At 62.8% G+C, this 15,400-nt stretch carries 16 protein-coding genes and 1 pseudogene; 6 read left to right on the plus strand and 11 right to left on the minus strand.

The genetic code is table 11. From position 1 onward, the window contains the following. Positions 1-207 precede the first annotated feature (207 nt). Positions 208-450 carry a transposase gene (locus ACSU1L_RS01850; RefSeq protein WP_439254495.1) on the minus strand — a complete coding sequence of 81 codons (243 nt, stop codon included), beginning with the start codon at positions 448-450 and terminating at the stop codon, positions 208-210. 89 nt (positions 451-539) lie between these two features. Next, positions 540-1,130, minus strand: coding sequence for a TetR family transcriptional regulator (locus tag ACSU1L_RS01855; RefSeq protein ID WP_439254496.1), 591 nt, complete (start codon positions 1,128-1,130; stop codon positions 540-542). 82 nt (positions 1,131-1,212) lie between these two features. Here ACSU1L_RS01855 and ACSU1L_RS01860 point away from each other — a divergent pair, with 82 nt between their 5' ends. Continuing rightward, positions 1,213-2,664 (plus strand): MFS transporter, encoded by a 1,452-nt coding sequence (locus ACSU1L_RS01860; RefSeq protein WP_439254497.1) that lies wholly within the window; start codon positions 1,213-1,215, stop codon positions 2,662-2,664. A gap of 211 nt (positions 2,665-2,875) precedes the next feature. On the opposite strand, the gene ACSU1L_RS01865 is transcribed toward ACSU1L_RS01860, so the two are convergent. Then, positions 2,876-3,313, minus strand: coding sequence for a nuclear transport factor 2 family protein (locus ACSU1L_RS01865; RefSeq protein WP_439254498.1), 438 nt, complete (start codon positions 3,311-3,313; stop codon positions 2,876-2,878). Beyond that, on the minus strand, positions 3,310-4,383 hold the full coding sequence (locus ACSU1L_RS01870) for an MsnO8 family LLM class oxidoreductase (protein ID WP_439254499.1): 1,074 nt from the start codon (positions 4,381-4,383) through the stop codon (positions 3,310-3,312). The genes ACSU1L_RS01865 and ACSU1L_RS01870 overlap by 4 nt, the downstream gene beginning before the upstream one ends. Positions 4,384-4,491: 108 nt before the next feature. Between ACSU1L_RS01870 and ACSU1L_RS01875 the strand changes: the two genes are divergently transcribed. Continuing rightward, positions 4,492-4,953 carry a MarR family winged helix-turn-helix transcriptional regulator gene (locus ACSU1L_RS01875; RefSeq protein ID WP_439254500.1) on the plus strand — a complete coding sequence of 154 codons (462 nt, stop codon included), beginning with the start codon at positions 4,492-4,494 and terminating at the stop codon, positions 4,951-4,953. A gap of 38 nt (positions 4,954-4,991) precedes the next feature. After that, positions 4,992-5,777 carry an SDR family NAD(P)-dependent oxidoreductase gene (locus ACSU1L_RS01880; protein WP_439254501.1) on the plus strand — a complete coding sequence of 262 codons (786 nt, stop codon included), beginning with the start codon at positions 4,992-4,994 and terminating at the stop codon, positions 5,775-5,777. 275 nt (positions 5,778-6,052) lie between these two features. Here the strand turns inward: ACSU1L_RS01880 and ACSU1L_RS01885 are convergent. Together ACSU1L_RS01885 and ACSU1L_RS01890 are read right to left on the minus strand one after the other, a co-directional pair. Next, positions 6,053-6,871, minus strand: a pseudogene (locus tag ACSU1L_RS01885) (SDR family oxidoreductase); the annotation flags it as partial. A gap of 1 nt (position 6,872) precedes the next feature. Then, positions 6,873-7,046, minus strand: coding sequence for an SDR family NAD(P)-dependent oxidoreductase (locus ACSU1L_RS01890; RefSeq protein ID WP_439254502.1), 174 nt, complete (start codon positions 7,044-7,046; stop codon positions 6,873-6,875). Positions 7,047-7,207: 161 nt separating this feature from the next. On the opposite strand from ACSU1L_RS01890, the gene ACSU1L_RS01895 reads away from it, so the two are divergent. Continuing rightward, positions 7,208-8,812 (plus strand): GMC family oxidoreductase, encoded by a 1,605-nt coding sequence (locus ACSU1L_RS01895; RefSeq protein WP_439254503.1) that lies wholly within the window; start codon positions 7,208-7,210, stop codon positions 8,810-8,812. A 6-nt stretch (positions 8,813-8,818) separates the two neighbouring features. On the opposite strand, the gene ACSU1L_RS01900 is transcribed toward ACSU1L_RS01895, so the two are convergent. From ACSU1L_RS01900 to ACSU1L_RS01915, 4 genes are all read right to left on the minus strand, one after another. Next, positions 8,819-9,370, minus strand: coding sequence for a TetR/AcrR family transcriptional regulator (locus ACSU1L_RS01900; RefSeq protein WP_439254504.1), 552 nt, complete (start codon positions 9,368-9,370; stop codon positions 8,819-8,821). Positions 9,371-9,507: 137 nt separating this feature from the next. After that, complete coding sequence (locus ACSU1L_RS01905) at positions 9,508-9,939, minus strand: family 1 glycosylhydrolase (protein ID WP_439254506.1); 432 nt, start codon at positions 9,937-9,939, stop codon at positions 9,508-9,510. A gap of 107 nt (positions 9,940-10,046) precedes the next feature. Continuing rightward, positions 10,047-10,346: a hypothetical protein gene (locus ACSU1L_RS01910; RefSeq protein ID WP_439254507.1), complete on the minus strand. Its 300-nt coding sequence runs from the start codon at positions 10,344-10,346 to the stop codon at positions 10,047-10,049. Further along, a complete protein-coding gene (locus tag ACSU1L_RS01915; RefSeq protein ID WP_439254509.1) occupies positions 10,346-12,340 on the minus strand; it encodes a DUF262 domain-containing protein in 1,995 nt (664 codons plus the stop codon). The genes ACSU1L_RS01910 and ACSU1L_RS01915 overlap by 1 nt, the downstream gene beginning before the upstream one ends. A gap of 174 nt (positions 12,341-12,514) precedes the next feature. Here ACSU1L_RS01915 and ACSU1L_RS01920 point away from each other — a divergent pair, with 174 nt between their 5' ends. Together ACSU1L_RS01920 and ACSU1L_RS01925 are read left to right on the plus strand one after the other, a co-directional pair. Next, positions 12,515-13,288: a hypothetical protein gene (locus ACSU1L_RS01920; protein WP_438254843.1), complete on the plus strand. Its 774-nt coding sequence runs from the start codon at positions 12,515-12,517 to the stop codon at positions 13,286-13,288. A gap of 171 nt (positions 13,289-13,459) precedes the next feature. Then, entirely contained in the window at positions 13,460-13,963 is a 504-nt protein-coding gene (locus ACSU1L_RS01925; RefSeq protein ID WP_439254510.1) for a DUF3145 domain-containing protein, read from the plus strand. A 163-nt stretch (positions 13,964-14,126) separates the two neighbouring features. Here ACSU1L_RS01925 and ACSU1L_RS01930 read toward each other — a convergent pair whose 3' ends face one another. Further along, a complete protein-coding gene (locus tag ACSU1L_RS01930) occupies positions 14,127-15,368 on the minus strand; it encodes a beta-ketoacyl-[acyl-carrier-protein] synthase family protein (protein WP_439254512.1) in 1,242 nt (413 codons plus the stop codon). Between the last annotated feature and the right edge of the window lie 32 nt (positions 15,369-15,400).

Raw genomic sequence — 15,400 nt, forward strand, 5'->3', positions numbered from 1 at the left:
TTGACGGTGGTTGACGGTGGTTGACGGTGGGTGTCGGTGCCCGTAATCACGCGGGAGTAGCGCCAGGCCCCGACCCTAAAGAGAGTTCAAGTCCCACCCGCCCTACTCCTGACACCCGATCTGGCTGCTTGATTGCGCCGAAGTGACGGCATCACATGCTTCACCCCAACAGCCTGATCAACGGTCCTTGGTTCACTTATGGTCCATTCATCGGCCTTTATCGTCACCGACTTCCTTCCGCAGCCGGACTAGCTCGGCCCGTTCCGTCTCGGACAAGGCCCCGTCTCCGACCTCGTGCCGGGTCGTGTAGGCCTTGACCCAGTTACCGAGAGTCTGCTCAACGATGCCGAGCTCACGGGCGACGGTCGCAACCGGCCGGCCGGTATTGATCACCAGCCTCACAGCCTCGTCTTTGTACTCAGGCGTGTATGCCTTGAGCTGGTTTCGCATAGGGAACATCCTCCATTAGAGAGTGTCCGCCGAACGGGGTCACGGCCAAGCTGAATCGCGTCATTGTCTGAGCGGCGAGGGCGCGACGCTCAGCCGAGCGTGGCTTCTGCAGCGGGTGCGAATCGTTCGAAAAGGTCGTCAAGGATTGTTCTAAAGGTGCGATCCTCGGATGCCGCCCATGCAAGCCAGGCGACGTCGAAGAGCGCAAATGCCGTGGCCGCCAACGCGCGGGCGGCGAGCGCATCTGGCGCCGCCCCCTCGAGCACCTCGGCAACAACAGCGATCTGAGAGGTTCGCCGCTCCGCGAGTCGAGCCTTCAGCGTGGGTGTGCTGTTGATCATCCGAAGTCTCGCTCGTAGGGCCTCTGGGCGACTCTCGACATCGGCAACAGACGGTGCGAACATGCGACGCAGTAGCGACCAGATGCTCTCTTTGCCCTGCCGCTCAAGTGATTGGAGAGTGCCAGCAAAGTCGATCGGCGATGAGTGCACGGCCACGATGACCGCCTCTTCCTTTGAACCGAAGTAGCGAAAGAACGTAGCCCGCGAAATACCAACGTTGTGCGCGACCTCGTCAACAGTGACCTCGTCAAAGCCGTGCGCGGCGAAATAGTCGTAGACGGCCTCCGCAAGCTCGGCGCGCATCAGATCCCTTGAGCGCTCACGTACTGTCTTAGTCACAGCCACAGTCTACGGCTTGATATGCTGTATCTGTTATGAGACTGAGTATCAGCATTTCAATTTTTCACACCGGACGCTGCTGATGGGCGAATCTGACCGCAAACGACGACGGCTGAGTCGCTCCCCAAAGCCCGGCGTCGTCATTGGCGTTCTCGCTTTTGCGGGCATGGGCGGATCGTTCATGCAAACGATCCTGTTGCCAATCCAGTCGGAGTTGCCAACGCTGCTGAACGCGAGCAGGGAAGATACCGCCTGGGTGATCACCATCACGCTGCTAGTGGGCGCCATCTTCACCCCGATCGCGGGAAAGCTCGGCGATATGTTTGGCAAGCGTCGGATCGCACTCGTTTTGTTGGCGCTCCTCGTCGCCGGTTCTGTGCTTGCCGCTCTTTCGACGACCGTTGGCCCGATGATTGTCGGGCGCGGGCTGCAAGGCATGGGTACTGGTGTTATCCCGCTCGGCATCGCCATTCTGCGCGATGTGCTGCCGCCCAAGCGACTCGGATCGGCGATCGCGCTCGTCAGCGCCACGCTGGGCGTCGGCGGAGCTCTCGGCCTGCCGCTCAGCGCCTTCGTCGCGGAGAACTACGACTGGCACCTCCTGTTCTGGGTCGCGGCCGGCATCGGCACGCTGAGCTTCGTGCTCTTCCTTCTGGTGATCCCGGTGAGCGCCCTTCGCTCCGGCGGCCGATTCGACTTCATCGGAGCCGTGGGACTGGCGCTCGGACTCGGCGGCGTACTGCTCGCGGTCTCCAAGGGCAATGAATGGGGCTGGGACTCCCTGCAGACACTCGGCCTGCTTGTCGGTGGCGTTGTCGTGCTGCTGCTCTGGGGCTGGTACGAGCTGCGCCGCGACAATCCACTCGTCGACATTCGCGTTAGCGCTCGCGGGGCGGTGCTCATGACCAACCTCGCTTCGATTGCCATGGGATTCGCTCTCTTCGCTTCCAGCATTGTCTTCCCGCAGCTACTGCAGCTGCCAAGAGAGACCGGCTCCGGACTCGGTCTCACGCTCCTGCACGCAAGCTTCGTGCTGATGCCTTCCGGCCTCGCAATGTTGGCGATGTCCCCCGTGGCCGGGCGCCTCGAGCGACAGTTTGGTCCCAAGCCTCTGCTCGTGGCGGGAGCCGGGATCATCGCCGTCACCTATCTCGCTGCTGGGTTCATCAACCTTGAGGTCTGGCATGTACTTGTCATCAACACCGTGATCGGCGTCGGAATCGGTCTCGGCTACGCCGCGATGCCCACGCTGATCATGCGGGCAGTCCCGGCGAACGAGACCGGCTCTGCCAACGGCCTGAACACCCTGATGCGCTCCCTGGGCACGAGCGTCGCGGCCGCCGTGATCGCCGCAATCCTCGCCCAGTCCTCAGTACAGTCGGACGGGGCGTCCATACCCAGCCCTGACGGGTTCCAAATGTCGCTATTGCTCGGGCTGGTGGCAGCCCTCCTCTGCGCCCTGATCGCGGCATTCATCCCGAAACCCAAGGAGTACACGAAGGAGCACGTTTCGATTCCGGACGGCATCATCTAAGGCTCCAACTAGTGGCGGTCGGGATAGCGGTTCTTTGGCTGATCCGCCATCAGGCGGGACCGCTGCGGCGAGGCGTCTTTTCTGGCGTTTCTTTCTCTAGTGTCCATCCGCTCAGGAAGGTGTTCGCTTGGGCTGCTGCTTTGTCGTGGCCGTGTATGCCGCAGTCGTGCCGGGTATCTGAGCCACTCACCGTATTTTCATTGCTGGGCTCTCATGGCCCGTGAGAGATGACTTCGCGTCGGCTGATGCGCCACCCATCAATGGTGCGTATGAGCGTGTCGAGGTATTGGCCGATCAGTATGGGCATGGGGCCGGGTTGACTGTTCCCGAGGCGGAGGAACTTGCTGCGGACCTCGACCTCATCACCACGGTCAGCGACGATCTCGCTGTTGGTAGTGTGGTGGGAGAGTGCGGGGCGTGTGAGAACTGAGCGGTAGGTGTGCGGATCGTCGGCCGACCCGGTCATGGCTTCGAGAACGTGTTGCCGACCCTTGATGACAGGTCCCGGCTGGCCGGGTGGACCCGCGTGGGTGAGGTCGAGCTCGACGTTGTCCGTGAAGATCTGGTCAAATGGCGCCGTGCCAGCGTCGAGGGCATGTCCGTAGCGGGCGATGGTCTGCATGATCTCGTAGTAGTCTGCGAACTTCACCGCGCTGTCTCCACTGAGTTCAGCGTTTCCACGCGCGGTACGGACCGCGGTGTGAGGCCGAATGCCTGGGCGAGGAGTTCGTGGGAATGGCGTCGGGCAGCGGGGTCGGCGATGAGGTTTTGGATCATAAGCTCATCTGCACCGCTTTCGGCGATCATTTGCTCCAAGGTGGCGCGCACATCATCGGGTCCGCCGGCCACGAACCTGGGCCACTGGCCGTCGACGATGGTCGTTGGCTGGTCCTTCTCGGCCTGTGTCATCTCGCGCGCGGCTTCATCGGGGGCAGGTACTACGACCGATCCGGCGGCACGGCCAGCACGACTGAGCCTGGAGTAGAAGCCCTTCGGCGAATTGGCCAGGTGCAGGCCGTCGGCGGTAGTGTCGCCAACTGCGACGTTGACCGCCAGGATCGCCCGCGGGGAGTCAAGCCCGAAACCTTGAGGGGCGAAGTTCTCCCGGTAGTGGCGCAGCGCCGCAGCGGCGCCCAGAGGGTTGATGAACCCGGCAAACGTGTAGCCGATACCGAGGCCGGCGGCGAGGTTCGAACCGTTCGGACTGGAGCCCAGTAGCCAGGTCTGCGGCACCTCGGGCACAGTCGTCATCAATGGGTGGCCGGTGAACGGGTGGTCGTCAGGAAATGCCTCGTAGAGCCAACTCAAGGTCTCCAGCACCTGCTGCTGATGGTTGGCATGCACAGGGTTTTGTCTGTTCTGCTGAAGCGCCAGATCGAGCACGGGTCCCGCGGTGGCGCGGCCCATGCCCAGGTCGATCCTGCCCGGAGCCATCGCCTCAAGCTGCTTGAACATCTCGGCTACCTTGAACGGGCTGTAGTGATTCATCAGTACCGCCCCCGAACCCAATCGGATCTCGGAGGTAACCATCGCGGCGGCCGCGATCAGGAGCTCGGGGTGGTGCGAGGCGCCCGAGCGACTCAGATGATGTTCGGCGAACCAGATGCGGTGGAAACCCCGCTGCTCAGCATGGCGTGTGGTCTCCAGCGCATCGGCCAGAGCGTCCTTCTCGGTGGTGTCGGGCGCCACCGTCCCGAGATCAACAATGGACAGCTTCATGAACAGACGCTCCTCGACATCGGGGAAATGGGGCGTAATCCACGATACAGAATATAGTTAGCTTGACCCAACTTGTTTTCGCTCGACTCGAACATTACTGTGGCGAACATGGATGAGGTTCTCGATGACCTGGAACGTTCACTGGCTGCGGTGCTGCGGTCGCTGACCGATCGTGCGACCTACGGCGAGGTTGCCGAGCGCTGCGGCTACGATCTGCCCCCGGCATCCTGGGCGCTGCTGGAGTATCTTGACGCCTACGGTGCGCTACGGGTCTCTGATATCGCTGCCTGTCACGGCGTGGATGTCTCGTCGATCACTCCACGCTTGAAGCGGTTGGAGAGCGACGACCTGGTTCGGCGTGAACGGGTACCCACGGATGCACGCGCGTTCCTCATCAGCATCACCGGCAAAGGGGCGCAAGCCTTGGAGAGTATCCATGCCGCGCGACGCGAGATCCTCTCGCAAGCCCTCGGCGGCACCGATCCGGCCACGGTGTCAAACGCTACAGACGTGCTACGGAGCATCGCGATCCATCTGTCCCACGACGCTGTCCGGCCGGTGCGCCCGTGACCTCACAATCAAGTGAAATATGTCGAAAGGTGGAACCAATGACGACACTGCGTCTGCAGACGAAGACCGCTATTGTGACGGGCGCGGCAGGCGGGATCGGGCGTGCTATTGTCGCCCGATTCGTGGCCCAAGGCGCGCACGTGGTCGCCACTGACCGCGATCCCGAGCATCTGAACGCGCTGTTCGGGCACCTGAAGGACGAAGTTCACTGCGTCGCCGCCGACTTGGCTGCTGATCAGACGCCGCACCATCTTGCAGAGGCCGCGCGCGAGCAGTTCGGAGGCGCCGATGTCCTGGTCAACAATGCCGCCTTCGCGCCACCGTCGGACGTCGCGGTCTTGGATGCCGAGATTGATCTATGGCGCCAGGTCATGGACGTCAACCTCTATGCGCCGGTGAAGCTGATTCAGGCGGTGCTGCCTGGCATGTTGGAGGCGCGCACCGGATCGATCATCAACATCGGGTCAGGCGCAGGGCTCTTCGGTGACGTTTCCAGACCCGCCTACGGGGCCTCCAAAGCGGCGCTCGGCAACTTCACGCAGTACGTCGCAACCCAGCACGGTAAGCAGGGCATCAGGGCGAATGTGCTTTCCCCGGGCCTGATGCTGCACGACGGCCTCAAGGCCATGCCGCAGGAACTGATCGACGCGATCCAAAGAAGCGTGCTGGCGACCCGTCCGGGCGCAGCCGACGACATCGCCCACGCCGCTGTATTCCTCGCGTCGGACGAGTCGCAGTTCATCAATGGCCAGGTGTGGCGCATCGACGGTGGCATGGGGGCGCAGGGCCCGCACGTGGCCAGCGTTCTGGCTTTGGCAGACTGATCCACCGCGCAGGCGAGCTATCTCAATCACAGTTCCTGACCGTCCGCGATATCGACGGCCCAGATTCGGCCTAACCCACCCAAGCCGTTACAGCACAGTCTCCGTAGCCGTGCCGACCACGGAGGCTAAGTGGGGGAGCGGGTGGTCAACGTGTCATGAGGAACAGCTCCCAACGCTGAGTTCATGCTGTCGATCGGGCAACCACACACTCAGGGCCTCTCAATCATGCGATTGAAAGGCCCCTGAGCTGATGTGTTCGCCTAGCTGGGAGTGTCCTATTTTGCCTTCATCGACTTGGCTCCGCCCTTCAACGGAAGCTGCGTGATTTCTTCGAGCGACGGGATCTCTCCGGCTGAGAGAGCTTTACTCATGACAGCGTCCTCACGAGGCTGTGTCTGTTCGAAGACATCGGTAAGCAGACCGCCTTCGCCCGTGCTTCCCATGATCTCGCCCCAGCGATCCAGTGCGGTCTCGGGGGAGAGTTGACGGTCGAAAATGCCTCGGGTGGCCGCGAAGAAGATGCGTGCGGCACGGCCACCGCCCGCCGTGATCGCCTCGCCGGTGGTGGGACAATCCTCATGCAGTAGGGGTGCGACAGCCGCTACTACGAGTTCGGGCCGTAGATTCGCTTCCATCCAGTTCCCCTGCTCGGTTCCCGCAATCGCCTCCCGCACCATCGTGGTGTAGGCATGTGGCATCACCATGTTGCTTGTGATGCCGTACTCCCTTCCCTCCGCAGCGGTCTGTCGTACCGCGCCGAAGAGGCTCGACTTCGCAAGCGCATAGTCGACCACGTAACCGTCCGGCAGCTCGATATAGCCGGTGGCAGCTGCTGAACTCGTAGCCAGCAGACGGCCGTAGCCACGCTCGGCCATGTGGGGCCACACTGCTGCGTTCAGTCGAAGCACAGACCGGACGTGCACGTCCAGCCATGGCTCCAAAGTGCGCGTTGGATCTGCGCTTGCGAGCGAAGTCTGTGGCACGTTCCCAGCGTTGCTAACGGCAATGTCGATACGCCCCCACGTCTTCAGCGCCACCTCCACAAGTGATTCAGGAACTCCAACGGCACCGATGTCACCGGCAGCCACAATGGCGTCACCCCCCCGAGGAGCGCACCTCCTCTAGAAGGGCCTCGGCCTCATCAGCTTCGTGGGGCAGGCAGTTGATAACTACTCGCGCGCCACGGGATCCCAGTAGGCGACAATATTCTCTTCCCAGACCCTTCGCGGCACCGGTGACAATCGCGACACGGTCATCAAATCTAAGCATATGAGCTCCCTTGCTATCGTCTTTCTGAATTGCAGCCTGAATGGAAAAGCCTGCTCACCATGAGTCGCATGGACGCACACTTGGTAGAATGTTATTCTACCAATGTTGGTCAAGGAAGACCCTCGGTTTCGGTGCCGCCACCGGAGGAGTTGAGCTCATCAATGTCTCGCAACTACGACTACATCATCGTCGGTGCCGGTGCAGCCGGATCCACACTCGCATACCGCCTCTCGAACGACCCGAGCGTGTCGGTGCTGGTGCTCGAGAACGGGCCGGGTGCGGGAAACCCTATTCACAGTGTGCCGAAGGGCTTCTTCTTCACGCTGAAAGGCAACCGCTACACCTACAACTATCAGACCGCCCCTATCGCAGGCACGCAGAACGTCGAGACATGGACGCGAGGCAAAGTCGCGGGCGGCTCGACGACCGTCAACGGGATGATGTGGAACCGCGGCTTCCAGACTGACTACGACAACCTCGCCGAGCACGCGGGCGATTCGGTGTGGAACTGGAACGGGTTCCTTTCCGCATACCGCGCAATGGAGGACCACGACCTCGGCGAGGGTAAGTACCGGGGCGTGGGCGGTCGCCTCGGTATCTCAGCAGGCGGCGCGACAGGCGAACTTGCCGATCGGATCTTCGCGGCGGGGCAATCCCTGGGCCTAGAGAAAATGGCTGATGTCAACTCCGCAGACACCGAGCGAATCGGATACACCCCATCAACAGTCAAGCGCGGACAGCGTACCAGTCCCTGGAGTGCGTATCTGCGGCCGGCGCTGCGCCGATCCAACGTTGACTTCGAAACACGTACCTGGGTCAGCCGTGTTGTCATTCAGGATGGGCGGGCGACGGGCGTGCAGGGCACTCGCAAGGGCCAGCCTGTCGAGTTTCGCGCCCGACGCGAAGTGATTGTCGCCGGCGGCACGATCGAGTCCACGCTCCTGCTCGAACGCTCCGGCGTCGGCAAACCCAACGTGCTGCGTGCCGCCGGCGTCGAGGTGCTCGTGGAAGCCCCGCAGTTGGGTGAACGCATCATTGAGCAACACGGGCCAGCCAGCGTTCAAGCCCGCCTCACCAAGAACCTCGGGGCGACGCTCGAGCTCAACAACCTGGTCAAGCAGGGGGCGCAGGGTGCGCTCTACCTCCTGACCCGCCGCGGCCCGATCGCTACCGCCGGATACGATTTTACGTTTTACGTCAAATCGGAACCCGGGCTCGACCGGCCCGACATGATGGGCTCGATCACGCCCTTCGCGGTTGACCCGACCGCTACGTCGATGACCCTCGCCGATCATCCGGGAATGCTGGTCGGCATGTACCAAATCCGGCCCGAGACTCAAAGCTCGCTCCACCTCACTGGCACCGAACAATCGGACCTGCCGCTCATCGAGCCGCGATACTTCGAGACGGAGCTGGATCAGCGCGCGTCCTCACGCGGTCTGGGACGCTCGCGAGAATTGCTTGCCCAAGCGCCGCTGGCCGACATCATCGCAGGTGAAGACTTCCCAACGGATGCCGTCTCATCCGAGCCCGAGACGGCCATCGAGTACGCCCGCCACTACGGTACGACGATCTACCACGCAGTGGGTTCGGCGGCCATGGGGCGAAACGACGACGATGTCGTCGATTCGCGGTTGCGTGTGCGCGGAGTGCAGGGGCTGCGGGTGGTCGATGCATCCGTCCTCCCGTTTCAAGTCTCGGGAAACACTGCCGCGCCGGTCATGGCACTCGGATGGATCGCCGGGGGATTCATCCACGAAGGCTGAACGATGTCAGCGCTCGCCTATCAGCGCGAGCGCTGACATCGCATCGTTCAGCACCTGGTCGAAGCTTCCTGCGCCCATTGCTAGACGGGAAGCTCCGTAGGTGGTGAGGGAGTGTGCGAGCACCAACTCCGGTTCTGAATCTGAACCGAGATGACCGATGAGTGCTTGGTTTGCGTCTTCCTGCATGCCTGCGAGCGTGGCAGTCACAGCGGGATCGGTGCTGGTGAAGTTGTGCACCAAGAGTCGCGTCATCCCCAAATCCTGGGCAAATGCGCGGAGGGTGCCCTCGAGGTAGAGAGTGATCGTAGCGATAGTTCCCGATCCAGTGTTTTGTGGGGATGTCGCCTCGATGATCACTCCGCGGTACCACTCACGCAGGGCCTCTGCGAGCAGAACATCCTTCGAGCCAAAGTAGCGGTAGATCGTTTTCAGCGCCGCACCGCTGCTGGCCACTACGCGCGCCATGGCTACGTCCGGGGCCTCAGAAGCGACGATCTCGTCGATCACTGAGCGAAGAATCGTCGACCGTCGATCACCGCGTGACACCTTCGCTCCCATCCTGCTATCGTGCCACTTCCGACACCGTCCCGTGGCCGGGCAGCCTCGCTTTACTTGGCCCGGCCGCTGAAAGGCCCACGATCAGGCGGGTCTGGGAATACCTCGCTACGACCGCGCGTAGATCCGTGTCACCGTCATCATGCCTTTCGCCAACTCCGAAGCAGCCTTGGCCTGAGCGTAGGTAGATCCGGAGGCATTCGAGCGTGCAAGGATGCGGGCGTCCGGCTATTGGCAACTCGCCCAGCTGAAAGGGGCGGAGCCAACTTGTCAGTGGCGTAGGCCGCGAACGGTTCGATTGGCCTGTCTCCGAACCGGCCTCCCTCGTCGGCGAACCACGCGGGAGCGGTGAAGTGATGCAGCGTGATCACCGGCGTCAGGCCCAGCTCGAGGGCTGTGTCGATCATCCGCCGGTAGTGCGCGAGTTCGGCTCGGGAGAACTGACCAGGGCGCGGTTCAATTCGAGACCAATCGATTCCGAACCGGTACGCGCTGAGACCGTTGTCGGCCATCAATTCCATGTCCTCGCGGAAGCGATGATAGCTGTCGAATGCGTCGCTACTCAGCTCCATGCCTGGAGCGGTCGCCTCACACGCCGATGCTACGACCACCTGAACGTCCGCGACCGACCCTTGACAACCTGTTTACGACGGTCAATCTCGCGCAACTGCAGCGCCAGCTATAGCGGACGCGCGGTAATGGCCTCGTTGCCGAGGTCTTTACGCGCGGTTCGCAAGCACTTCGTGCACAGCAATTCGATCGTGCGAGGGTGATCCTCGCCGCAGGTGCAGTCGATCGTCACGCGCCATTTGGCTCGGCGACCGCACGGGGCATAGGCCGCTTCGTCGCCGTGGTCGCACTCGCAGATCTGCGGCGCGTCGTCATCCCACCCGATCGAGATGTCGGCGAATGCTTGGTCGAAGGGGTCGGCAGTGAGATCGGGCAGTGCCGGAACTCTGGTGGGTGCTTCCTGTCGCATCACATCACGTTGCCGATATACGAGTACTTCACGAACACCTCGGCGGCGATGCCCGACTCTTCCAACACGCCCTGCACGGCGTTCATCATGTAGTTCGAGTCCCATCCCATGTACAGAAAGTTCTCGTCGTCCAGTGCGTCCCACTGGCCTTTCCATGCCATTTCATTGTAGATCGGTCCACCGTGCGCAGCACAGTACCTGATCGCAGCCGCGCGGTCGTCGGTCCAGGCGCGACGGAAGACGCGGTTGAACAGCGCACGAACGTCTTTGATCTCCCAGTGCTCGCCGCGATACTCGATGTAATCGAACTCGCGATCCCAGCCTGCGGGCCAGCCGCGGCGGCGCACGGCATCCAGAACCGGGGTCAACCCGTCATCGTCGATCTCAGGCAGCCCGGGGCGGGCCCAGATCTGCAGCAGCTGTGCGGTCAGCGCGATCGTGCGCTGAGAAATCGCCGACGTAGTCCACGCCGGCGTCTGCGCGAGGTCGCGGGTTTCTGAAACCTTGCTGCGAGCGTAGGTGCTCTGCTTGTCGGGATACGACGCTCCGAACACACGTTCAGTCAGGGGCTGCTCGAGTAGCGTCAGGTTTCCCAGGGTCGGTGCCAACGCACGATGGCTGTTCTGCTCGTCGTCGGTGTACTCGCTCCACGGGCGAACTCCATCGCCGGACCAGGTGTCTCCCGGTGCAAGGGGAACAATGTGCTCGATGTCGAACGCAGAGGTGTCGGGGACGCGTTCGATTCGACCGAGTACGTACGCGGCGTGCGGGAGTTCTACGTACTTCAGTACCGCCGCGACGCGTTCGTCCGACGGAGTGATGCGTGCCAGCGCGCGCATCAGCGCCTCGCGCCCTTCCGAACGAGCACGGCACAGGCGTGCGATGAGGCGCTCCGTCGGCAGATTGACGAGAGCTCGACGCAGATACAGTGCCTGGATCCACTCCAGCGTCTCCACGAGCTCATCACGAGAAATCAGCCCGCGTACGCGATCGCTGTATGCGCTCAACGCGAGCGGGTAAGCCTGTTTGCCGAAGGTGTTGATGTACTCGAGCTGCTGGCGAAGCACCGGGTCCGTTTCTTGAGACGGATCGAGAAGGATGCCGTAGATCTCGGCATAGTGGCGCCAGATCTCGGCATCAGCCTGCAGATGCTCCACATCGACCCGCGGGAAGGACTGGCGAAACGCGCTGTACACGCCATGCTCACCGGCGGCCGCGACTTCGCGACCTGTCGTCATCACCAGGTAGTGCCGCCAGAAAGCACCGATCGTCTCGCCCGTATGGCGCTCGATGGGCAGCCAGAAGCGCTCTTCGACATCCAACTGCTCGGTGTGGGTCAGGCCCATCAGGATGTAGTTGTGAATGAGCTCGTGATCGCGCAGGGGCTCGCCGGTGGAGTTCAGGCTCTCGAAGATCTGCTGGGCGTTGGCGGATGCCCCGAGCGTGATTGAGACGTGTTCTAGTTTCTGTAGCCCGCACCAGATGCGCGATGCCTCATCAGCGTGCACCTGGCTGCGGAAGAACGCATAGTTGTCGTCGAACCGCGACTCGCGCTCGCTGTCGTCACGCCGGTCGAGCACCACAGACTCGTAGAGCTCGGCCCAGGCGTCGTGCGGGCGCAACTTGGTGCGAGTCGGGTCGTCGGGGCGGATCAGCACGCGCTCGAGCTCAGCGGCCATGATCGGATCGGTCTCGCGCACCGCGTGATGGAGCGCAGCAACCAAGAGCATCAGTGTGGTGATGCGCTGCTGGCCGTCGATGAGGATGAGATCGGTGTCGGAGGAGTCCTGGGCAGACAGGATCGAGCCGATGAAGTGGCGATGTGCGCTGTCTTCGCCGGCCACGGCGCGCACATCGGCGAGGAGGCGTTCGCATCCACCGATGTCCCAGCGGTACTGCCGCTGATAGACGGGGACGACGATGGTCGTGTCGGGGGCGGATAGCCACTCGATCGTGTTGACGGCGGTCGCTTCGACATTGGTGGCGGTGGCCATATTGTTCGCTCGTGCTCCTCACATCGGCGGAGTGCCATCCGCCGTCATCGAGTCTAGCGGCCTCGGATTTTTCCCGGCCGCGCTCTCGAAGGTGTTCAGGGTGCGCTGTTAGGCTTGCCTTATCAGGGCCTGTTAAAACGTGCTGGCCCCAGATGAAAGGACATGACTCAGATCATGGGATACATCAAATCCGCAGCCCTCGAAGACAAGGGTTTCGTCATTCTTGACAAGTACGACAAGGAGATGGACCCGAAGGAGTGGCTCGATATCGAGTACAACGACTGGAAGTCTTCGGGAGACACGCGCTTCGCGCCGCTCGCGAGCGCCAAGGGCGAGATCGAGTGCAACGGCTTTTGGAACCACAAGCCGCCGCGCACTGACAAGGACGGGGTGTGGATCGACTCGCAGACCGCGATTGCGCCGACCCTGACCGCACGTGCTCAGGAACCGGGCGCGAACGTCGGTCGTTGCCGCGTGATCGAGCTGCAGCCGACGCCCTATGGCGAATGCCTCTACAACCTTCACCAGGACGACAACAATCGTCTCAACCCCGACGGTACCGGCTGGGTGGTTCGCGGGTTCTTCAACCTCACCGACGACAAGGACAGCTACTTCGTCCTGCGTGAGAACCGCACCGACCCGAGCATCGAGTACCGCATCGCGCTTCCCGCCGGCGCGCAGCTGATCGTCGACACCCAGCGCCTGTGGCACGCTACGACGCACAACGGTGACCAGCCGCGTTACTGCCTGATCACGTCGTGGACGTCGGGCCCCGAGCTGGACGCATACATCGAGAAGTACAACGGCACCGACCAGCACGAGCAGGTCGAGGTCGCGCAGGATGTGCTCGAGCAGGGCTACGCAGAACAGGCCCGCCGGGATGCCGCACGTGCTGCCTATTACGCAGCCAAGGGGCAGCAGGCCAAGCTCGCCATGAGCGAGGCCTGACCCTCAGCTTGACATCGGGAAGCCCTGGTCTCATGACTGGGGCTTCCCGTGTAATCACACGCTTGTGATTTCACACAGACTGGGCGATAATCGCCATATAACCGCATACACGCGCCACGCTTCGTTGGTTCAGGTCGTTGGGGAAGACGCACCTGATGAAACGGAGAGATCATGGCGACGGCATACGCACGCGGAGTGGTGTACATCCACTCTGCACCTCGCGCGCTCTGCCCGCACCTGGAATGGGCGGTGGGACGCGCTATCGGTCGTGCAGTCAACTTTGACTGGGCTGATCAGCCAGTCCTCGAGGGCGCCCGCCGCGCCGAGTTCTATTGGGATGGTCCGGCCGGCACGGGTGCGGCTCTCGCGACAGCCATTCGCGGGTGGGAGCACCTGCGGTTCGAGGTCAGTGAAGACCCGACGCCCCGCAGCGAGGGCGGCCGCTGGCTGCACACCCCTGATCTCGGCATCCATTACGCCCAGACCGACACCGCCGGCAACATCGTCGTCGGTGAGGACCGCATCCGCTACGCGATGGAGATCGCGGCAGGCAGCGCTGTCGAGCTGCAGCGCGAACTCGACGTTGCCTTGGGTTCGGCTTGGGATGAAGAACTCGAACCGTTCCGGCACGCCAGCGATGACGCGAGCGTCGTCTGGCTGCACAAGGTCGGCTGAGCGGGCTCGACGACCACAATGACCCGGGTGCCGGGAGGCGTCAGTATCGGAAACCGGTGAGCGATCCCGGAAGCTGAGAAATCGAATCCCGCCCCGCACGATGAAGGCCTCGCCCCGAAAGAATCGGGGTCGAGGCCTTCATCATGTGCTCAGGCGCTACCGGTCAGCCGTCGTAGTCGGCGAACGCTGCGACGGCATTGTGTCCGCCGAAGCCGAAGGAGTTGCTGATCGCGAGCTGCGGGCCATCGCCCAGCGGCTGGGCGTCGCCGGAGACCAGCAGCGGGATCGCAGGATCCTGCGTGGTGATGTTGATGGTCGGGGGCGCCAGACGGTCCCGGATGGCGAGAACGGTGAAGATCGCCTCAAGCGCACCGGTGCCGCCGAGGAGGTGGCCTGTGGATGCCTTGGTCGCTGAAACGGGAACGTCATGGACTCGATCGCCCATGACGCTTCGCAGGGCGGTGTACTCGTTCGGGTCGCCGACCGGCGTTGACGTCGCGTGCGCGTTGATGTGGGTGATCTGATCCGGCGTGCGACCGGCCATCTCGAGCGCCTGGCGCACAGCGCGTTCCGCACCGCGTCCCTCGGGGTCGTTCGCGGTGATGTGGTACGAATCAGCGGTGACACCGCCGCCGACGATCTCGGCGTAGATCTTGGCGCCGCGTGCCTTGGCATGCTCCTCGGTTTCGAGGATCAGCACACCGGCTCCCTCGCCCATGACGAAACCATCGCGGTCGATGGAGTAGGGGCGCGATGCGCCGGCGGGGTCATCGTTGCGGCGCGAGAGCGCCTGCATTGAGGAGAACGAAGCGATGGTGATCGGATGCACGGCAGATTCCGTGCCACCGGCGATCACGATGTCGGCGTAACCGGCCTGCAGATGCTCGTAGGCGTTCACCAGTGATTCTGTGCTGGATGCGCAGGCGGAGGCTCCGGTGCGAGCGAACGCCCGTGCCTGGAAGTGCAGTGACAGGTTGCCAGCGGCCGCATTCGGCATCAGCATCGGAACGGTCATGGGCATGACCCGACGCGGACCCTTCTCGCGCAGGGTGTCCCAGGCGTCCAAAAGGGTCCAGATGCCGCCGATGCCGGTGGCGAAGTCGACGCCCAGGCGCTCCGGGTCAACATCCGGCGTGCCGGCGTCTTCCCAAGCCTCCATCGCGGCGACCAGTGCGAACTGCGATGACGGATCAAGGCGCTTAGCCATCGGGCGAGCGAGTACGGTCTCTGGTCGCACCATCGCCTCAGCGGCGAAGGTGACGGGCAGGTCGTACTCGGCGACCCAGTCATGCTCGAGGGTCCGTCCACCGGCCATTCCAGCAAGCAGATTGGTCCAGTTCTCGGGGGCCGTGCCGCCGATGGCGGAGCTGGCGCCGATACCGGTGACGACGATGCGCTTGGTCATTGCGTGAGGTTCCTTGTCGGACGGAGTACTCG

This window comes from Microbacterium sp. A94, assembly GCF_051842855.1.
GTDB lineage: Bacteria > Actinomycetota > Actinomycetes > Actinomycetales > Microbacteriaceae > Microbacterium.